Below are 15,825 nucleotides of genomic sequence, written 5' to 3'. Positions count from 1 at the left end.
CGTCGCGTCTGCGCAGACAACCAGATGAAAAAAGGCCTCGCAGATGCGGGGCCTTTCTTTTCGCTGCGCAGCATTGCGCCTCTGGCGCCCGCACGGCTTACAGCAAGGCGGTTTCATCCGCGGATACGTTTTCAATCTTCTTCTGCGCCAGCTCTTCATCGCCTGGGCCGGGCGCGGGTTCCGGGTGCAGCTGACGCGCCCGCGGCGTGTGCTGCAGAACCACCTGAATGGGAAAGTGATCCGAGCCGATATTGCGGTGCCGTTTCATCGAAACCAGCGTGAAATCGCCCGAGCAGAAGACGTGATCCAGCGGCCAGCGCAGCAGCGGGTAGCCTGCGTGAAAGGTGCTGAAGATCCCCCGTCCAATGCGCGGATCCAAAAGACCACTCAACTTTTGGAACAGCCGGGTCGATGCCGACCAGGCCACATCGTTGAGATCCCCCATGACAACAACCGGTCCCGCGCTGGCGTCAATGGTCTTGGCCACCAGCAACAGCTCTCCATCCCGCTCGGCAGAGGTCGGGTTCTCCGTCGGGCTGGGTGGCGCCGGGTGGAGGCAATGCAAGGCAACCCGCTGTCCCGAGGCAAGAACCACGGAGCCATGCATCGAGGGCACGCCCTCCTCCACCAAAAAGTGGACCTGCGGGTCGATCAACTCGAGCCGGGAATAAAGATGCATCCCGTAAAGGTTATCGAGCGGCTGCTTGACCCGGTAGGGATAAACCGCCTCGATCTGCTCCAGTTGTTCTTCCCACCACGCGTCCGTCTCCACTGTCAGGACCAGATCCGGCTGTGTCTCGCGGATCAGACCCAGCAGCGGCTGCGCGTTGCGGTTGGTCATCAGGACGTTGGCCACCAGAAGGTTCAACTGATCGTCAGGGCGCATCTGCCGCGCCGACTGGATCTGATAGGGAAAAAGCCGCGTATAGCGGATGATCCGCACGCACTGCAGCGCCGAGCAAAGCAACAACAGAACGATCAGCGCTTTATCGCCCTGCCCCTGCCAGCCGTAGACCCAGACATAGGCCAGCAAGGCAGCAACGGTGACCGTAGTGATCTGCAAGGCCGGGAATTCAAAGCCCCGCACCCACCAGCCTTCGTGCCGCAAGAGCGGCAACAGGGTCAAAAGCGGCACTGCGCAGATGAACAGAAAAAGAGCCCAGTCCAGTATCACGTTCATCTTACACTCACTATCCCACTCACCCAGCCGCGCGACCTGTGCAGGTCACACCTGCCGACAGGATCAGGCGACGTCCTGATCCGCCTGCTGGCGCTGCCACAGATGGGCATAACGACCACCGCGCGCAAGAAGATCTTCGTGAGAGCCTGCTTCCGCAATCTCCCCCTGCTCCAGCACCACGATCTGGTCCGCCTCGGCGACGGTGGAGAGGCGGTGCGCGATAGTGATCACCGTGCGCCCCTGTCCGGCCCGCGCCAGCGCTTCCTTGATCTCGCGCTCGGTATCGGTATCCAGCGCCGAAGTTGCCTCGTCCAGCAGCAGGATCGGCGGGTCCTTCAGTAGGGTACGGGCAATGCCGACGCGCTGTTTTTCACCGCCCGACAGCTTGAGCCCGCGTTCGCCCACCTGAGTGTCATAGCCCTGCGGAAGACCGGCGATGAAATCATGGATCTGCGCCGCGCGCGCGGCGTCTTCGATCTCTTGCTGGGTGGCGCCATCGCGGCCATAGGCGATGTTGTAGCGGATGGTGTCGTTGAACAGCACCGTGTCCTGCGGCACCACGCCGATGGCGGCATGCAGGCTTTTCTGGCTGACGCTGCGCACATCCTGCCCGTCGATGGTCAGCGCCCCGCCGGTAACATCATAAAACCGGAACAACAGCCGCCCGATGGTGGATTTGCCGGACCCGGTGGAGCCGACGATGGCCACCGTCTCACCTGGCTTGGCCTCCATGGTGATACCCTTCAGGATCTCGCGCTCCGGGTCATAACCGAAATGCAGGTCCTCCAACCGGATATGCCCCTTGCTAACCTTCAGCTCAGCCGCATTCGGACGGTCCGTCACATCTGGCGGCTGTTCCAGCAGGTCGAACATTTCACCCATATCAACAAGGCTCTGCCGGATTTCCCGATAGACCGAGCCGAGGAAGTTCAGGGGCACTGTGATCTGGACCATATAGGCGTTGACCATCACGAAATCACCAACGCTAAGGCTGCCGTCCTGCACGCCGATGGCCGCCATCACCATTACCGTTATCAAACCGCCGGTGATGATCACGCTCTGGCCAAAGTTCAGGAAGGCCAGCGAATAGGCGGTCTTCAGCGCCGCCTGCGCATAGGCACGCATGGCGCCATCATAGCGGGCCGCCTCGCGCTCTTCAGCCCCAAAATATTTGACCGTTTCGAAATTCAGCAGGCTGTCGATCGCCTTTTGGTTGGCGTCAGTGTCCTGCTTGTTCATCTCGCGGCGCAGTTTCACCCGCCATTCGGTGATCGCCAGCGTGAACCAGACATAAAGCGCAATGGTGACACCGACCGCAAGCAGATAGCGCGCGTCGAACAGCACCGTCAGGATGACGGCCACCAGCACCAGTTCCAGCACCAGCGGACCGATCGAGAACAAGAGGAACCGAAGCAGGAATTCGACGCCCTTGACCCCGCGTTCGATGATCCGGGACAATCCGCCGGTCTTGCGGGTGATATGATAGCGCATCGACAGTCGGTGAATGTGCTGAAATGTCTCCAGCGCCAGACCGCGTAGCGCCCGCTGGGTGACAGGCGCAAACACCGCATCCCGCAGCTGTTGGAATCCGTTCGTCAGCACCCGCGCCACACCATAGGCGACGGTCAGCCCCACCGCGCCGAGCGCCAGCGGCGGAACGCCTTCACCCGCCAACGCATCCACCGCGCCTTTGTACAGAACCGGCGTATAAACGGCGATTAGCTTGGCCAGGATCAACACCACCATGGCCAGCACGACCCGGTATTTCACGCTCTTCTGGTCTGCGGGCCACAGGTAAGGAACCACCTTGCGCAGGGTGCGCAGGCTTGAGCGGCGTTCCTCGGCCGAGATGGAATCGATGGTGGTGGGGGATCGTCTCATGGCGTTCCTGCGGCTGGGCCTTCCGGCGGGCTGGCGATGTCTGATGCGTATCGCCTACTACATATCCCAAGCACAAAGCTGGGAAAGGATACGCCGCGCCCCCTGTGGCTGGGGACACGGCGCGTTTCTGGTACACCGAACAGATCAATCCGGCAGGTTGAACACCTGTCCGGGATAGATCAGGTCGGGATCGCGGATCGCATCCTGGTTGGCCTGGAACACCCGGACATAAAGGAACCCGCTGCCATAGCGTTCCTGCGAGATCGCCCAAAGGGTATCGCCCTTTTGCACCGTGATGGCCCGTACCAGCGGAACCGGTTGATCCGGCGCCTGTCCAGGCTGCTGCGTCTGCGGTTGCAGCACCTCGGGCGCCTCGCGTTTGAAGGGGGTTTCAAGACGGCTCAGGACTTCTGCGCCGCTGGCGGAAATTTCATCCAGACGCAGAGTGTAGATGCCCGGTTCCACGGCAGCCAGCGCGCCGCCCCAGCGGCCATCCTCGGCCACGAGGAATTCGGTCTTGAGCGCATTGTCCACGTAGACCCGCACCAAGGCATCCGCGCGGCCACGCCCAGCCAGCAGCACCTCGCCGCTGTCGGAATAGCTGATGGTATCAAGCGCGACCTTGCCATTCAGAACCGGCGTAGCGGGCTGCACCAGCTCTACACCATCTGCACCGGCCCTCAGCACGGCAACCGCCGTTGGCTCCGGCTGCGGCGCAGGAACGGTTTCCGCGCTGGCGAGTGTTTCCTCGGCCACCGGCTCGCTTTGGGGCGGTGTGGTATCGTCGGGGCCAGCAGTGCCGGTCTCGCCCTCTGCGGTTGCCACTTCGACCTGTGCGGCCTCAGCCTCCACCGGTTGCTCCGGTGCTGCCGTTTCCGCCTCGACCTGCGGCGTGGTGGTTTCGGCTACGACGGGCTGTGCTTCTCCCTCAGCTGCGACCGGAGCGGGCGCTCCGCTCTGCTCAGTCGGCTGTTCCTGTGAAACGGCCTCAGATGTTTCAGCCTGCGCGACCTCCACTGCCTCTTCGCTCTGCGGGGCTGCGGTGTCCTTGGATACAGCCGCAGGCTCGGCCTCGGGCTTCGCGGCATCCTCGGCATCCGCCACCTGCGGCGCTGGCGCCGCTGAGATCGGTGCCAAAATGAACTGATCCTCAGAGGGTTGTTTCTGATCCTCGAACCGCGCCAGAAGCGAGATCACCCGCGGCTGGTCGCTGGGCAGGATGCTGGAGAAAATCACGAAATCGCCGCTGCCCTGAACCTCGGTCTGTTCCAGAACCGAACCATCCAGCAGGACCTCGACCGCGGCTCCGGCCTGTGCACGACCTGCAATCACAAGGGCACCGTCGGGGTCGACCCGCACCAGATCCAGCATTGGCGCTTCCAACAGCGGCGCCGCCTCTTCCACGGGCGCCTCTGCAGTGGTGGCGGGGTCTTCAGAAACGGCTGCCTCCTCGGTCGCGGTATCAGCAACATCCGCCTTTTGCGTATCTGCAACGGTGTCGCTGTCATCCGCCGCGGGAACCTCTGCCTCAGGTGCCTGGGCTACCGCCGTTTCGCTCTTACCTGTCTCTGTTGGCTCGGCGGTTTCGACGACGGCGGCGGTCTCTGCCGATGCCTCGGGTGCCTCTGTCGGCGCGATGGTCTCGACTTCGGCCTCTGCCGTCTCCTCAACTGCCGCAGGGGCCGCATCCTCTGCGGCTGTCTTCTGCGGCGCATCGGTCGCAGGTTCAGGCGCGTTTTCCGAAGCGGTCGCAGTTTCAGGTTCAGCCGCGGAATTGGCGGTCTCAACCGTGGTGGTCACGCCAACCGGCTCTTTGGCCGCCGGGGACACCGTCACCTCGGGCTGCGCCACCGTGCGCGATGCGGCCTCTTCAGGCCCATCGCCCCGGTCAAACACCCCCAGCTGCATCAGCACGACGCCGCCCACGATCACGACGACAGAAGCAATACCTCCCATCGCCAGGGGGCTGACCCCCCCACTTCCAGATGTTTGCGCCATCTTGTTCCTTCCTTGTGCGAGATGTTTTCCCTCGCTTGGTTGAGCCAGCCTACCAATGGGGGTATCTGGGGTCAAAACAGCATACCTGTTTCGCTGCCAAACCCTGTCGAAAGGCTATCTCATGAGCATAAAATCCGTCTGTGTGTATTGCGGATCACGTTTTGGAGCAATGGCCAGCTATGCCGCAGCCGCCGAGACCCTTGGAAAAGGGCTCGCCGCACAAGGTCAGCGGCTCGTGTACGGCGCCGGAGACGTCGGCCTTATGGGCACCGTCGCTCGGGCGGCGCAGGCTGCAGGTGGTGAAACCTTTGGGGTGATCCCGGTGCATCTGGAACGGCGCGAGGTCGGCAAATCGGATCTCACAACCTATGTGGTGACCGAAACCATGCATGAGCGTAAAAAGGTCATGCTCTATAACGCCGACGCCGTTGTGGTCCTGCCCGGCGGCCCGGGATCGCTGGATGAGTTGTTCGAAGTGCTGACCTGGCGCCAGCTGGGCCTGCACGACAAACCGATCATAGTGGTCAACACCGATGGCTACTGGGACAAGCTGCGCGACCTTCTGGAGCACGTGGTGGCGCAGGAATTTGCAGGAGCCGAGATGCAGGATTACCTGACCTGGGTCGACAGCGCCGAAGAAGCGCTAGCCAGACTGAAACCCTGACCCGGAGATACTCCGGTTCAGGCCTCCAGTTCAGCCTCCCTCCCGCTGCTAGCCCGCCGCCCCCGGACAGCAGGCGATCAGACGCTCGCCAGCGCGGATTTCACGGCCTCGGCAATCTCGGGCACTGGGTGATTGGTCAGATCCTTGGGCAGCTCTGCAACCAGCAGTTTGGCGGCATCCCCGCTCAACTCGGGGCGCAGCGCGCCCAGACTGCGCGGCGGTGCGATCAAAACCAGCCCGGAGCAGGCCCCGGCGGCCACCCATTTGTTGACCAGAGATGCTACCCCGGCAGCGAAGTCATCTTCGGCCATCTGATGCCAGTCCGCAGGTTCAACCGCGCCAAGCGCAGCTCCGGCTGCCCCGCTGAGCCGACCGGGCGCCTCTGACCCTTGCGCTTCGTTCGACGGGTTGGCGATCTCGTCGGCGCGCATCACGCGCAGGTCCGCATCTACCGTATCGCTGACGTTCTCCAGAAACAGCGCCTTTTGGCCGTCTGCAACGATGATCCATAGTCCTTTGGGCAATTTAATCATGCGTGTTCCCTTTCCTCCGTTCCGCTTCCTCTGTGCCGCCAGCCAACCGGAAAACATGGCAGGGAACCTTGACGCGTATCAAACTGCCACGAAAAAACCCGCGCCGGTCCGGCGCGGGTTTCGTATCTCGTATCCTGTCGCGGATTACATGCGCGAAGCGACGTTTTCCCAGTTGACCAGGTTGTCCAGGAAGTTGGTCAGGTAGGCCGGGCGCTTGTTGCGGAAATCGATGTAGTAGGAGTGTTCCCATACGTCACAACCCAGCAGCGCGGTCTGGCCAAAGCACAGCGGGTTCACGCCGTTTTCGGTCTTGGTGACTTTCAGGGCGCCATCGGTGTCTTTCACCAGCCAAGCCCAGCCGGAGCCGAACTGACCCGCGCCTGCGGCGGAGAATTCTTCCTTGAACTTGTCGACGGAGCCGAAGCTTTCGACCAGTGCCTTTTCCAGCTCACCCGGCATCGCGGAGGCGCCCGGACCCATCATTTCCCAGAACTGGTTGTGGTTCCACAGCTGGGAGATGTTGTTGAAGATGCCGTTCTGGGCGACGGCGGATTTGTCGTAGGTGCCGACAATGATCTCTTCCAGCGTCTTGCCGTCCCATTCAGTACCGGCGATCAGCTTGTTGCCGTTGTCGACATAGGCCTTGTGGTGCAGATCGTGGTGGTATTCCAGGGTTTCGGCGGACATGCCCTTGGAAGCCAGCGCATCATGTGCATAAGGAAGATCGGGAAGTTCAAAAGCCATATCGGACCCCTGTCAATTTTGTTGCGTTCCTATGCAGATACATGCGGCGCAGCATTCGGCAGGTCAAGGGCCTAGACAAGAAATCCGCGCCATCTGACTGCGACGTCTATGTGCGCAAATGGGAGAGACCGCCATGATCGCCGAGGCCTGGATCCGCGCCCGCAAAGCGCTCTACCGCATGCGGGGCCACTATGCAGGTCAGCTGAACGGTGTTCCCTTTCGGCTGGATCCCTACCATTCCAAGTTCTGGCGCAAGGCCGCGGCAGGCAGGTGGGAGCCGGAGACCTTTCAGGTGCTGGATGCCCATCTTGACAAGGATCACGACTATCTCGACATCGGCGCCTGGATCGGCCCCACCGTCCTATACGGAGCGCATAGGGCGCGGCGGGTGATGTGTTTTGAACCCGACCCGGTTGCCTTCCGCCATCTGGCTTGGAACCTGGAACTGAACCGCGTCGACAATGTCTCGGCCTTCTCAGTCGCCATCAGCAGCGGTTTTGGTCTTGCCCGTATGGCATCTTTTGGTGGCGAAGCCGGAGACAGCATGAGCAGCCTTCTAAACGATGGCGATCACGGATCTGATGTGATGACGATCGGCTGGCAGGATTTCGCAGCAAAGGCGGATCTGTCGCGCGTTTCGCTGGTCAAGCTCGATATTGAAGGCGCCGAATTCGACGTTCTGCCCCAGATGATCCCCTGGCTGAAAGAGCAGCGCCCGGCCCTCTACCTGTCCACCCACGCGCCCTTCCTGCCGGAAGAGACCCGCAAGGCGCGGATGGCAGAGCTGGCCGATCTTCTGTCCTTTTACGGCGAATGCCACCCTGACAATGGGGCGCAGGCCGGGTTTGAGGCTCTCACCAGCCCCCGCGCCCTGACGCAGTTCCCGACGTTTCTGTTCAAGTGATGCGCCCGCCAAGCGTGCCGACTATTTGACCCGTCGGCAGGTGCCGGTGCCGCGGTTGTTTCCGTCTCCGCCATGCACGCGCGCGCTGATCGTCGCCTTGGACCGCGCTGCATCAAGCCGCACAGTGTAGGTCGCCGTGGCCGTTCTGTTCCCCCGAACAGGCAAGCCCGTCAGGGTCCATTTCATGAGGTATTTCTGCTCCTTCACCACGCTGAATGTCACAGGCAACGGGGCCTTATTGACGTGGTGAATATAAGCATCGTAGGCCATCGCGGTTCCGGCGGCCTCATCCACCACGTAGGCGGCCTTATCTGGGATCCAGCCATAGCTGGTATGGGCGGTATATTCACATTCATAAACAATGGGCGCGCCTGCGGCGGCCAATGGCAGCGCGCAAAGCGACAAAGCCGCCGCTATTATGGATCCTTTAAACATGTGCAATCCTTGCTTCAAAATTCAGCACCTCAAGACAGCAGAACAAACACCTGATCAAAAACAAAAAACGTGCCCCGAGGGTCCGGGACACGTTATTGGATGGATCGATTTCGCACAACCCAGAAGGGCCGGTGTCAGTAGACGCCAACCTTTGATTGCGGGTGGGCAGATGCTTTCAACAGATTGAAGACATAGCCCGCAACCGAGCGGAAGCAGACAATGTGGAAGGTCTCCTCTTCATCCAGCCAGAAGGCCGCAGCCACCTGCGCCATGCGGGTACGGCGGAAATCGCCAGGGGTGAAGGCTGCCGCATCGAAATCCACAGGACAGACCTTGCCCAGAGCCTCGCGCGCACCTGCGCCCGAGAGGTGGAAAAAAGCCCGCGCATCAGAGACATTCACCGCCAGAGCGTGCTCGCCCGACAGAGCTTCTGCCAGCGCCGCGGTCTTGGCTTCGGCGTCGGCATATGGCACCAGCAACAGCAGCTCATCCGGGGACATCCAGGCCACGGCACCGTTCTCGGCGGTGGTGGTCCGGCGCGGCTCCGGCACATCTGCGCCGGTGGCCACCTTCACCGCCTGTCGCAGGGTCTTGGAGGACAGATCGCCGCGCAGGGTGATCATCCCCTGCAGTCCGGCCTCTTCCAGCGTGGCCATTCCGGCGTAGCTGGCGCCGCCCAGGACGCTCACAGGATTAGACATTCTGCTTTTCCCCTTCCTTGTCGTAGAAGACCGGATCGACGATCCGCGCCTTGAAGATGGTGCCATCGGTGCCGGGGAAGTCGAGAACCTCTCCCATGCGGTCGGGGCCGTGTTTCACCAGTCCCATCGCGATCCCCTTGCCCAAGGTCGGGGAATAATAGGTCGAGGTGACCCGGCCGATGGTGTTTTTCTGGCCGTTGGCATTGACGCCATTGCCGACCGCATAGGCGCCGTCCGGCAGCACCGACCCGTCGGTCGTCTCAAGCCCCACCAGTTTCCAGCGTTCCGGATCCGCCATATGGCTGCGCAGCTGCGCGCGCTTGCCAATGAAGTCTTCCTTCTTCTTGGAAATCGCCCAGTTCAGCCCCAGATCCTGCGGAATGACCGTACCGTCGGTTTCATCCCCGATCATGATAAAGCCCTTCTCCGCGCGCAGCACGTGCAGGCATTCCGTGCCATAGGGCATCACGCCAAACTCCTGTCCGGCCGCCATCAGCGCATCCCAGAAAGCCTGACCATCAGAGGCGGCGACTGCGATCTCGTAGGACAATTCACCCGAGAAGGAGATCCGGTAAACCCGGCATTTGAAGCCGCCGATCTCTCCGTCCTTCCATTCCATGAAGGGCAGCGCCTCCTTGGAGACATCCAGTCCGCCACCGGCCTCGCCGTTCAGCTTTTCCAACACCTTGCGCGCCTTAGGACCGACCACCGCGATCTGAGCGTACTGCTCGGTCACATTGGCGACGTAGACTTTCCAGTCCCACCATTCGGTCTGCAGCCATTCTTCCATATGGGCATGGATGCGGTCGGCGCCGCCGGTGGTGGTGTGGCATAGCCAGGTGTCCTCGTCGATGCGGGCAACCACGCCGTCATCCGACAGGAAGCCGTTCTCGGAGCACATCAGACCATAGCGACATTTGCCGACTTTCAGGGTCGACATCATGTTGGTGTACATCATGTCGAGGAACCGCCCGGCATCAGGGCCTTTGACGATCAGCTTGCCCAGGGTCGAGGCATCCAGCATCCCGACGTTCTGGCGGGTGTTGGTGATCTCGCGGTTGACCGCCTCCTTCACGCTTTCGCCGCTGCGCACATAGGCGTAGGGACGGCGCCAGTGGCCAACCGGCTCCCAGTCAGCGCCATTGCCATCGTGCCAGTCGTACATCGGCGTCTTGCGCAGGGGCTGGAAGATCTCGCCGCGCGCCTCGCCGCCGATCGCGCCCATGGAAATGGGGTGATAGGGCGGGCGGAAGGTGGTGGTGCCCACCTGCGGGATTTCCGATCCGAGACTGTCAGCAAGGATCGCCAGACCATTGATGTTGCTGAGTTTCCCCTGATCCGTCGCCATGCCGAGGGTGGTGTAACGCTTGGTGTGCTCGACGCTTTCATAGCCTTCGCGGGCCGCCAGTTGCACGTCGGAAACCTTGACGTCGTTCTGGAAGTCGAGCCAGGCCTTCATGCGCAGGTTGATTTCCGCGCGGGCGGGCATCAGCCAGACCGGCTGCATCGGCGCCTCTTCCTGCGCTTCGCCCTTGGCGGCAGTGGCATCGGCTTTGAACCCGGCCGCAGCAGCGGCCTTGGCCCCGGCCTCGGCACCATCGGCCAGAACCGCATCCAGTGTCAGCGGGCCGCTGGCGGCACCAGCGGTCACCACGAAACCTGCACCATCTGCGCCGAGCGGCGGACGGGAGGGATCGGGGCGGAAATGCGCCTGCGCATCATCCCAAGTAAGCTTGCCGCCACAATGGGACCACAGGTGCACCACCGGAGACCAGCCGCCGGACATGGCGACCGCATCGGCTTCGACCTCTTCCTGGGCGCCGCCCTGACCATTCTGGGCGCAGATCGCGACCTTGGTCACATGCTTGCCGTCCTTGACCTTGGCAATGCCGCGGCCGCATTCGACACGGATACCAAGCGCGCGAACCTCATCCATCAGGGCGCCGCCACCGGCTTCGCGGGTGTCGAGCACGCGTACAACCTCGACGCCTGCACCATGCAGCGCCAGCGCGGTGCGATATGCATCATCGTTGTTGGTCGCTACCACCACGCGCTGCCCCGGGGTCGCGCCCCAGTTCACCACGTAATCGCGCATCGCTGCGGCCAGCATCACGCCGGGCACATCGTTGCCAGCAAACGACAGCGGCCGTTCAATGGCGCCAGTTGCGGTGACGATCTGTTTTGCACGGATCCGCCACAGGCGGTGGCGCGGACCACCCTGCCCCGGTGTGTGATCGGTCAACCGCTCGTATCCCAAAGCATAACCGTGATCATAGACGCCCGAACCCATGCAGCGGTTGCGCAGGGTCACGTTCTCCATCGCGGTGAGTTCCGCCAGCGCCTGTTCCACCCAGGCTTCGGGATCGTCGCCATCGATGGTCCCGCCATCGACCGGCGCACGGCCGCCCCAATGGGCGTTCTGTTCGATCACCAGCACCTTGGCGCCCGAACGGCCCGCCGTTAGCGCCGCCTGAAGGCCTGCGACACCGCCGCCAACAACCAGAACATCAGCAAAGAAGTAGAAGTGTTCGTAGGTGTCCGCGTCCTTCAGTTCGCGGTCCGGCGCCTGACCCAGACCTGCGGATTTGCGGATGATCGGCTCGTAGACGTGTTTCCAGAAGGGTTTGGGGTGGATGAACGTCTTGTAGTAGAAACCAGCAGGCAGGAACCGCGCCAGCTTGTTGTTCACCACGCCCACGTCGAACTCAAGGCTGGGCCAGTGGTTCTGCGACTGGGCGCTGAGGCCGGAAAACAGCTCGGTCGTCGTGGCGCGCTGGTTCGGTTCGAACCGCGCACCGGAGCCGAGGCCAACCAGCGCGTTGGGCTCTTCCGCGCCCGAGGCAACCAGCCCGCGTGGACGGTGGTATTTGAAGGACCGGCCCACCAGCAGCTGATCATTGGCCAGCAGCGCCGAGGCCAGCGTATCCCCGGCATAGCCCGTCATCCGCGTGCCGTTAAAGGTGAACTCGATGGGTTTGGAGCGGTCGATCAACCGGCCCTGATTGGCAAGACGCGTGCTCATGCTGCGAACCTTTCACGATAAAAGGCGGTGGTATTCGGTGTGTGTTCCGCGAAACGGGCCATGCCCGGCTGCGGTCGGTCTGTGCGACGAAGTGCGCCTGTCATGACTTGGCATCCGAAAACTCGCGCCAGCTCCAGCCGGGGCGTTTGGCGGTGATCGCGTCGCGGATTTCCTGCGGCGGCTCGGTGGTCTGCGCCGAATAGGTGCCAAAAACCTCAAGCGTCATGGTGCAGCGGGCCGCGTGGAACCACTTGCCGCAGCCATTGACGTGCCGCCAGCGTTCGAAATGCACGCCTTTGGGATTTTCCCGCATGAACAGATAGTCATGGAACTCATCATCCGAGGAGCCGGGACCAAAGCGCGTCAGATGCGCCTCACCGCCACCGTGCAGTTCGGTTTCTTCGGCTTTGACGCCGCAATAGGGGCATTCAAGGATCAGCATGGGCCATGCTCCGGTTTGGTCTGGTCTACTGCCCCCGAACCGAGGGCGGGGATCGGGCACGATGCAACGCAGGGCGTCACATTGGATGAACGAAGGGAAGCAACCATCAGTGCGCCACCCCTGCCGCGACGCTCTCGTCGATGAATTTGCCTTCCTTGAAGCGCATCATGGAAAATTCCTCGGCCAGCGGCGAATGGCCGGTTGCCATCAGCTCGGCCATAGCCCAGCCAGATCCCGGAATGGCCTTGAAGCCGCCGGTGCCCCAGCCTGCGTTGACGAAACAGTTCTGTACCGGCGTTTTCGAGATGATGGGCGAGCGGTCGCCGGTCACATCCACGATACCGCCCCACTGGCGCAGCATCTTCAGGCGCGACACCATCGGGAAGGTTTCGTTAAGAGCACGCACGGTTTCCTCGATATGGTGGAAGGAGCCGCGCTGGGTGTAGTTGTTGTAGCCATCCGTACCGCCACCAATCACCATCTCGCCCTTGTCGGACTGGCTCATGTAGCCGTGCACGGTGTTGGCCATGACGACCACATCCATGCAGGGTTTGATTGGCTCAGACACAAGCGCCTGCAGCGCCACGCTTTCGACCGGCAGGCGGAAGCCCGCCATCTGGGACAGGTGCGAACAGTTGCCTGCAACCACCATGCCAAGCTTGTCGCAATCGATCGCGCCCTTGCTGGTGTCGACACCGATGACCCGACCACCTTCAGTGCGCACGCCGGTGACTTCACATTGCTGGATGATGTCCATGCCCATGGCCGAACACGCCCGGGCATAGCCCCAGGCCACCGCATCGTGGCGCGCGGTGCCGCCGCGCTCCTGCCACAGGCCACCCAGCACAGGGTAACGCGGCCCTTCAAGGTTGATGATCGGCACCAGTTCCTTGACGCGCGCGGGTTCGATCCACTCGGTCGACACGCCCTGCAGCGCGTTGGCATGGGCCGTGCGCTTGTAGCCGCGCACCTCATGCTCGGTCTGGGCCAGCATGATGACGCCGCGCGGAGAGAACATGACGTTATAGTTCAGATCCTGGCTCATATCCTCGTAAAGCGAACGCGCCTTTTCATAGATCGCCGCCGACGGATCCTGCAGGTAGTTCGAGCGGATGATGGTGGTGTTGCGCCCGGTGTTGCCGCCGCCCAGCCAGCCCTTTTCCAGCACCGCCACATTGGTGATGCCGAAATTCTTGCCAAGGTAATAGGCCGTGGCAAGGCCGTGCCCGCCCGCGCCGACGATGATCACATCATAGTGGCGTTTGGGCTCGGGGGCGCGCCAGGCGCGTTCCCATCCGGTGTGGTAGCGCAGGGCCTCCCGCGCGACTGCAAAGGCTGAATAGCGTTTCATGAGCGAATCCGATGATGCGTGTCTGTTCTTGGGTATGCCCGAGGGGCGGTTCAGGGCCGTGCCGTTTATCGTCGCATTTGTGCATAGTTGCGACATCACCTTTCTACCACGTCTGCGACCGTGCCGCACGGGGTCTGCCTCGCCCATGAGCCGACTGACATACCGGGCACGACAGGGTGACGCAGCAGTTAGGCCTTTTTTCCACGCCTGCGGAGATATAGATGGAGATCAAACATCGGAGTAAGCATGGTTTTCTGGATCCTCATCGCATTCATGGCCCTGGCCATCGCCGGATTGATGGCATTGGTTCTGCTGCGCAGCCGCGCAACGGGAGAGCCGCCAGCCGCCTATGACCTGCGCGTCTATCGCCAGCAATTGCGCGACGTGGACAAGGATCTGGCGCGTGGCGTGATCAACGAAGCTGACGCCGGCCGTATCCGTACCGAGGTCTCCCGCCGCATTCTGGCCGCCGATGCGCAGCTGCAGGCACAGGCCGAAGGCGCGCGGCAACCCCGGATGGCGACCCGCGCAGTGGCGGTGATCATCGTTCTGGGGATCTGTGGCGGAACACTGGGGATATACGCGACGCTGGGCGCACCAGGCTATGGTGACCTCAGCCTCAAGAGCCGCATCGCCATGGCGCAGGAGCGCGCCGACAGTCGCCCCAGCCAGGCCGAAGCTGAAGCCCAGGTGCCGCCTTTCCCGGCGCCAGAGGTCGAAGACAGCTACCGTCAGCTCGTCGATCAACTGCGCAAGACCGTGGCCAAGCGTGAAGACGATGCCCAGGGTCAGGCCCTGCTGGTACAGCACGAGGCGAACCTCGGGAATTTCATCGCGGCCTATCAGGCCAAGGAAAAGTATATCGACATCATGTCCGGCGATGTGGAAGCCGCCGATTTCGGCGAGCTGGCCGAGCTGATGATCATGGCAGCCGGTGGTTATGTCTCTCCCGAAGCGGAAAAGGCGCTAAGCCAGACGCTGCGACTGGACCCGGAAAACGGACCGGCACGCTATTACTACGGGTTGATGCTGGGACAGGTGGGACGGCCTGACCTCTCCTACCAGATCTGGGCGGAAACCCTGCGCAAGGGCAATGCCGATGATCCCTGGGTCCGCGGCATTCAAAGCCAGATCGAAGAAATGGCCGTGCGCGCCGGGGTCGATTATCAGCCGATCCAGCCCAAAGGCGCGCCGACCCCGCCCTTTGCTGGCGCCATGCCCGGCCCCGATGCGGCGGACGTGGAGAACGCCGCCGAGATGAGCGAAGCCGACCGCGCCGAGATGATCCGCGGCATGGTGGCTCGCCTGTCGGACAGGCTCGCGACCGAAGGTGGCACGGTCCAGGAATGGTCCCGTCTGATCGGGGCGCTGGGGGTGCTTGGCGATCAGGATCAGGCCCGCGTCATCTATGACGAAGCCCGCCAGACCTTTGCCGGGGACGCTGCCGCGCTTGACATGATCAACGACGCCGCCCGTCAGGCAGGGGTGGCAGAATGATCCTTGATACCTTTGAAGAATTCGCCGCCGCCCTGCCCTCTTACTCTGCGCTGGTCGGGCTGGATCTGGGCGAGAAAACCATCGGGGTTGCCGTCTCGGACCGGATCGGCGCGGTGGCCACACCGCTGGAAACCATCCGGCGCAAGAAGTTCACCCTCGACAGCGCGCGCCTGCTGGAAATCATCAAGGAACGCGAGGTAGGCGGCATCCTGCTCGGCCTGCCGCGCAATATGGATGGCAGCGAAGGACCTCGCTGCCAATCCACCCGCGCCTTTGCCCGCAACCTGACGCGACTGACCGAACTGCCGATCGGCTTCTGGGACGAAAGGCTGAGCACAGTTGCCGCCGAAAAAGCCCTGCTGGAGGCGGATACGTCCCGCAAACGCCGCTCCGAGGTGATCGACCATGTCGCCGCCTCCTATATCCTGCAGGGAGCGCTGGATCGGATGAGGCATTTGGGCAATGGATGACGG

14 protein-coding genes are annotated in these 15,825 nt (G+C 62.4%); 4 read left to right on the top strand and 10 right to left on the bottom strand.

Going from position 1 to position 15,825, the window contains the following annotated elements:
* Nucleotides 1-97: 97 nt before the first annotated feature.
* The 3 genes from AC5SSZ_RS05740 to AC5SSZ_RS05730 form a co-directional block, all read right to left on the bottom strand.
* A complete protein-coding gene (locus AC5SSZ_RS05740; protein WP_495437542.1) occupies nt 98-1,180 on the bottom strand; it encodes an endonuclease/exonuclease/phosphatase family protein in 1,083 nt (360 codons plus the stop codon).
* A 63-nt stretch (nt 1,181-1,243) separates the two neighbouring features.
* Nucleotides 1,244-3,061 carry an ABCB family ABC transporter ATP-binding protein/permease gene (locus AC5SSZ_RS05735; RefSeq protein ID WP_369002032.1) on the bottom strand — a complete coding sequence of 606 codons (1,818 nt, stop codon included), beginning with the start codon at nt 3,059-3,061 and terminating at the stop codon, nt 1,244-1,246.
* A gap of 144 nt (nt 3,062-3,205) precedes the next feature.
* A complete protein-coding gene (locus tag AC5SSZ_RS05730) occupies nt 3,206-5,059 on the bottom strand; it encodes a LysM peptidoglycan-binding domain-containing protein (RefSeq protein ID WP_369002033.1) in 1,854 nt (617 codons plus the stop codon).
* A 121-nt stretch (nt 5,060-5,180) separates the two neighbouring features.
* On the opposite strand from AC5SSZ_RS05730, the gene AC5SSZ_RS05725 reads away from it, so the two are divergent.
* On the top strand, nt 5,181-5,723 hold the full coding sequence (locus tag AC5SSZ_RS05725; RefSeq protein WP_369002034.1) for an LOG family protein: 543 nt from the start codon (nt 5,181-5,183) through the stop codon (nt 5,721-5,723).
* A 77-nt stretch (nt 5,724-5,800) separates the two neighbouring features.
* Here AC5SSZ_RS05725 and AC5SSZ_RS05720 read toward each other — a convergent pair whose 3' ends face one another.
* Nucleotides 5,801-6,256 (bottom strand): host attachment family protein, encoded by a 456-nt coding sequence (locus AC5SSZ_RS05720; protein ID WP_368998849.1) that lies wholly within the window; start codon nt 6,254-6,256, stop codon nt 5,801-5,803.
* A gap of 144 nt (nt 6,257-6,400) precedes the next feature.
* On the bottom strand, nt 6,401-7,000 hold the full coding sequence (locus tag AC5SSZ_RS05715; protein WP_065270482.1) for a superoxide dismutase: 600 nt from the start codon (nt 6,998-7,000) through the stop codon (nt 6,401-6,403).
* A gap of 133 nt (nt 7,001-7,133) precedes the next feature.
* Here AC5SSZ_RS05715 and AC5SSZ_RS05710 point away from each other — a divergent pair, with 133 nt between their 5' ends.
* Complete coding sequence (locus AC5SSZ_RS05710; RefSeq protein ID WP_495437539.1) at nt 7,134-7,904, top strand: FkbM family methyltransferase; 771 nt, start codon at nt 7,134-7,136, stop codon at nt 7,902-7,904.
* 21 nt (nt 7,905-7,925) lie between these two features.
* On the opposite strand, the gene AC5SSZ_RS05705 is transcribed toward AC5SSZ_RS05710, so the two are convergent.
* From AC5SSZ_RS05705 to AC5SSZ_RS05685, 5 genes are all read right to left on the bottom strand, one after another.
* Entirely contained in the window at nt 7,926-8,339 is a 414-nt protein-coding gene (locus tag AC5SSZ_RS05705; protein WP_495437537.1) for a hypothetical protein, read from the bottom strand.
* A 134-nt stretch (nt 8,340-8,473) separates the two neighbouring features.
* Nucleotides 8,474-9,040, bottom strand: coding sequence for a sarcosine oxidase subunit gamma (locus AC5SSZ_RS05700; protein WP_495437536.1), 567 nt, complete (start codon nt 9,038-9,040; stop codon nt 8,474-8,476).
* Nucleotides 9,033-12,062, bottom strand: coding sequence for a sarcosine oxidase subunit alpha family protein (locus AC5SSZ_RS05695; protein ID WP_370570747.1), 3,030 nt, complete (start codon nt 12,060-12,062; stop codon nt 9,033-9,035). The genes AC5SSZ_RS05700 and AC5SSZ_RS05695 overlap by 8 nt, the downstream gene beginning before the upstream one ends.
* A gap of 100 nt (nt 12,063-12,162) precedes the next feature.
* Nucleotides 12,163-12,504, bottom strand: a complete 342-nt coding sequence (locus AC5SSZ_RS05690; RefSeq protein ID WP_274829103.1) for a sarcosine oxidase subunit delta — start codon at nt 12,502-12,504, stop codon at nt 12,163-12,165.
* Between the two features lie 106 nt (nt 12,505-12,610).
* Nucleotides 12,611-13,855, bottom strand: coding sequence for a sarcosine oxidase subunit beta family protein (locus AC5SSZ_RS05685; protein WP_065270487.1), 1,245 nt, complete (start codon nt 13,853-13,855; stop codon nt 12,611-12,613).
* A gap of 246 nt (nt 13,856-14,101) precedes the next feature.
* Between AC5SSZ_RS05685 and ccmI the strand changes: the two genes are divergently transcribed.
* Nucleotides 14,102-15,352 (top strand): c-type cytochrome biogenesis protein CcmI, encoded by a 1,251-nt coding sequence (gene ccmI, locus AC5SSZ_RS05680; protein WP_495437532.1) that lies wholly within the window; start codon nt 14,102-14,104, stop codon nt 15,350-15,352.
* Nucleotides 15,349-15,822 carry a Holliday junction resolvase RuvX gene (ruvX, locus tag AC5SSZ_RS05675; RefSeq protein ID WP_274829099.1) on the top strand — a complete coding sequence of 158 codons (474 nt, stop codon included), beginning with the start codon at nt 15,349-15,351 and terminating at the stop codon, nt 15,820-15,822. Before ccmI ends, ruvX begins: the two co-directional genes overlap by 4 nt.
* The last annotated feature ends 3 nt before the right edge of the window (nt 15,823-15,825 follow it).

It is taken from the genome of Phaeobacter sp. CC-HEC084 (assembly GCF_059429255.1).
This window is presented reverse-complemented; position numbering and strand designations above follow the sequence as displayed.

Coding starts and splice junctions, on each gene's coding strand:
- AC5SSZ_RS05740 (WP_495437542.1), bottom strand. CDS start 1,180: ATGAACGTGATACTGGACTGGGCTCTTTTTCTGTTCATCTGCGCAGTG.
- AC5SSZ_RS05735 (WP_369002032.1), bottom strand. CDS start 3,061: ATGAGACGATCCCCCACCACCATCGATTCCATCTCGGCCGAGGAACGC.
- AC5SSZ_RS05730 (WP_369002033.1), bottom strand. CDS start 5,059: ATGGCGCAAACATCTGGAAGTGGGGGGGTCAGCCCCCTGGCGATGGGA.
- AC5SSZ_RS05725 (WP_369002034.1), top strand. CDS start 5,181: ATGAGCATAAAATCCGTCTGTGTGTATTGCGGATCACGTTTTGGAGCA.
- AC5SSZ_RS05720 (WP_368998849.1), bottom strand. CDS start 6,256: ATGATTAAATTGCCCAAAGGACTATGGATCATCGTTGCAGACGGCCAA.
- AC5SSZ_RS05715 (WP_065270482.1), bottom strand. CDS start 7,000: ATGGCTTTTGAACTTCCCGATCTTCCTTATGCACATGATGCGCTGGCT.
- AC5SSZ_RS05710 (WP_495437539.1), top strand. CDS start 7,134: ATGATCGCCGAGGCCTGGATCCGCGCCCGCAAAGCGCTCTACCGCATG.
- AC5SSZ_RS05705 (WP_495437537.1), bottom strand. CDS start 8,339: ATGTTTAAAGGATCCATAATAGCGGCGGCTTTGTCGCTTTGCGCGCTG.
- AC5SSZ_RS05700 (WP_495437536.1), bottom strand. CDS start 9,040: ATGTCTAATCCTGTGAGCGTCCTGGGCGGCGCCAGCTACGCCGGAATG.
- AC5SSZ_RS05695 (WP_370570747.1), bottom strand. CDS start 12,062: ATGAGCACGCGTCTTGCCAATCAGGGCCGGTTGATCGACCGCTCCAAA.
- AC5SSZ_RS05690 (WP_274829103.1), bottom strand. CDS start 12,504: ATGCTGATCCTTGAATGCCCCTATTGCGGCGTCAAAGCCGAAGAAACC.
- AC5SSZ_RS05685 (WP_065270487.1), bottom strand. CDS start 13,855: ATGAAACGCTATTCAGCCTTTGCAGTCGCGCGGGAGGCCCTGCGCTAC.
- ccmI (WP_495437532.1), top strand. CDS start 14,102: ATGGTTTTCTGGATCCTCATCGCATTCATGGCCCTGGCCATCGCCGGA.
- ruvX (WP_274829099.1), top strand. CDS start 15,349: ATGATCCTTGATACCTTTGAAGAATTCGCCGCCGCCCTGCCCTCTTAC.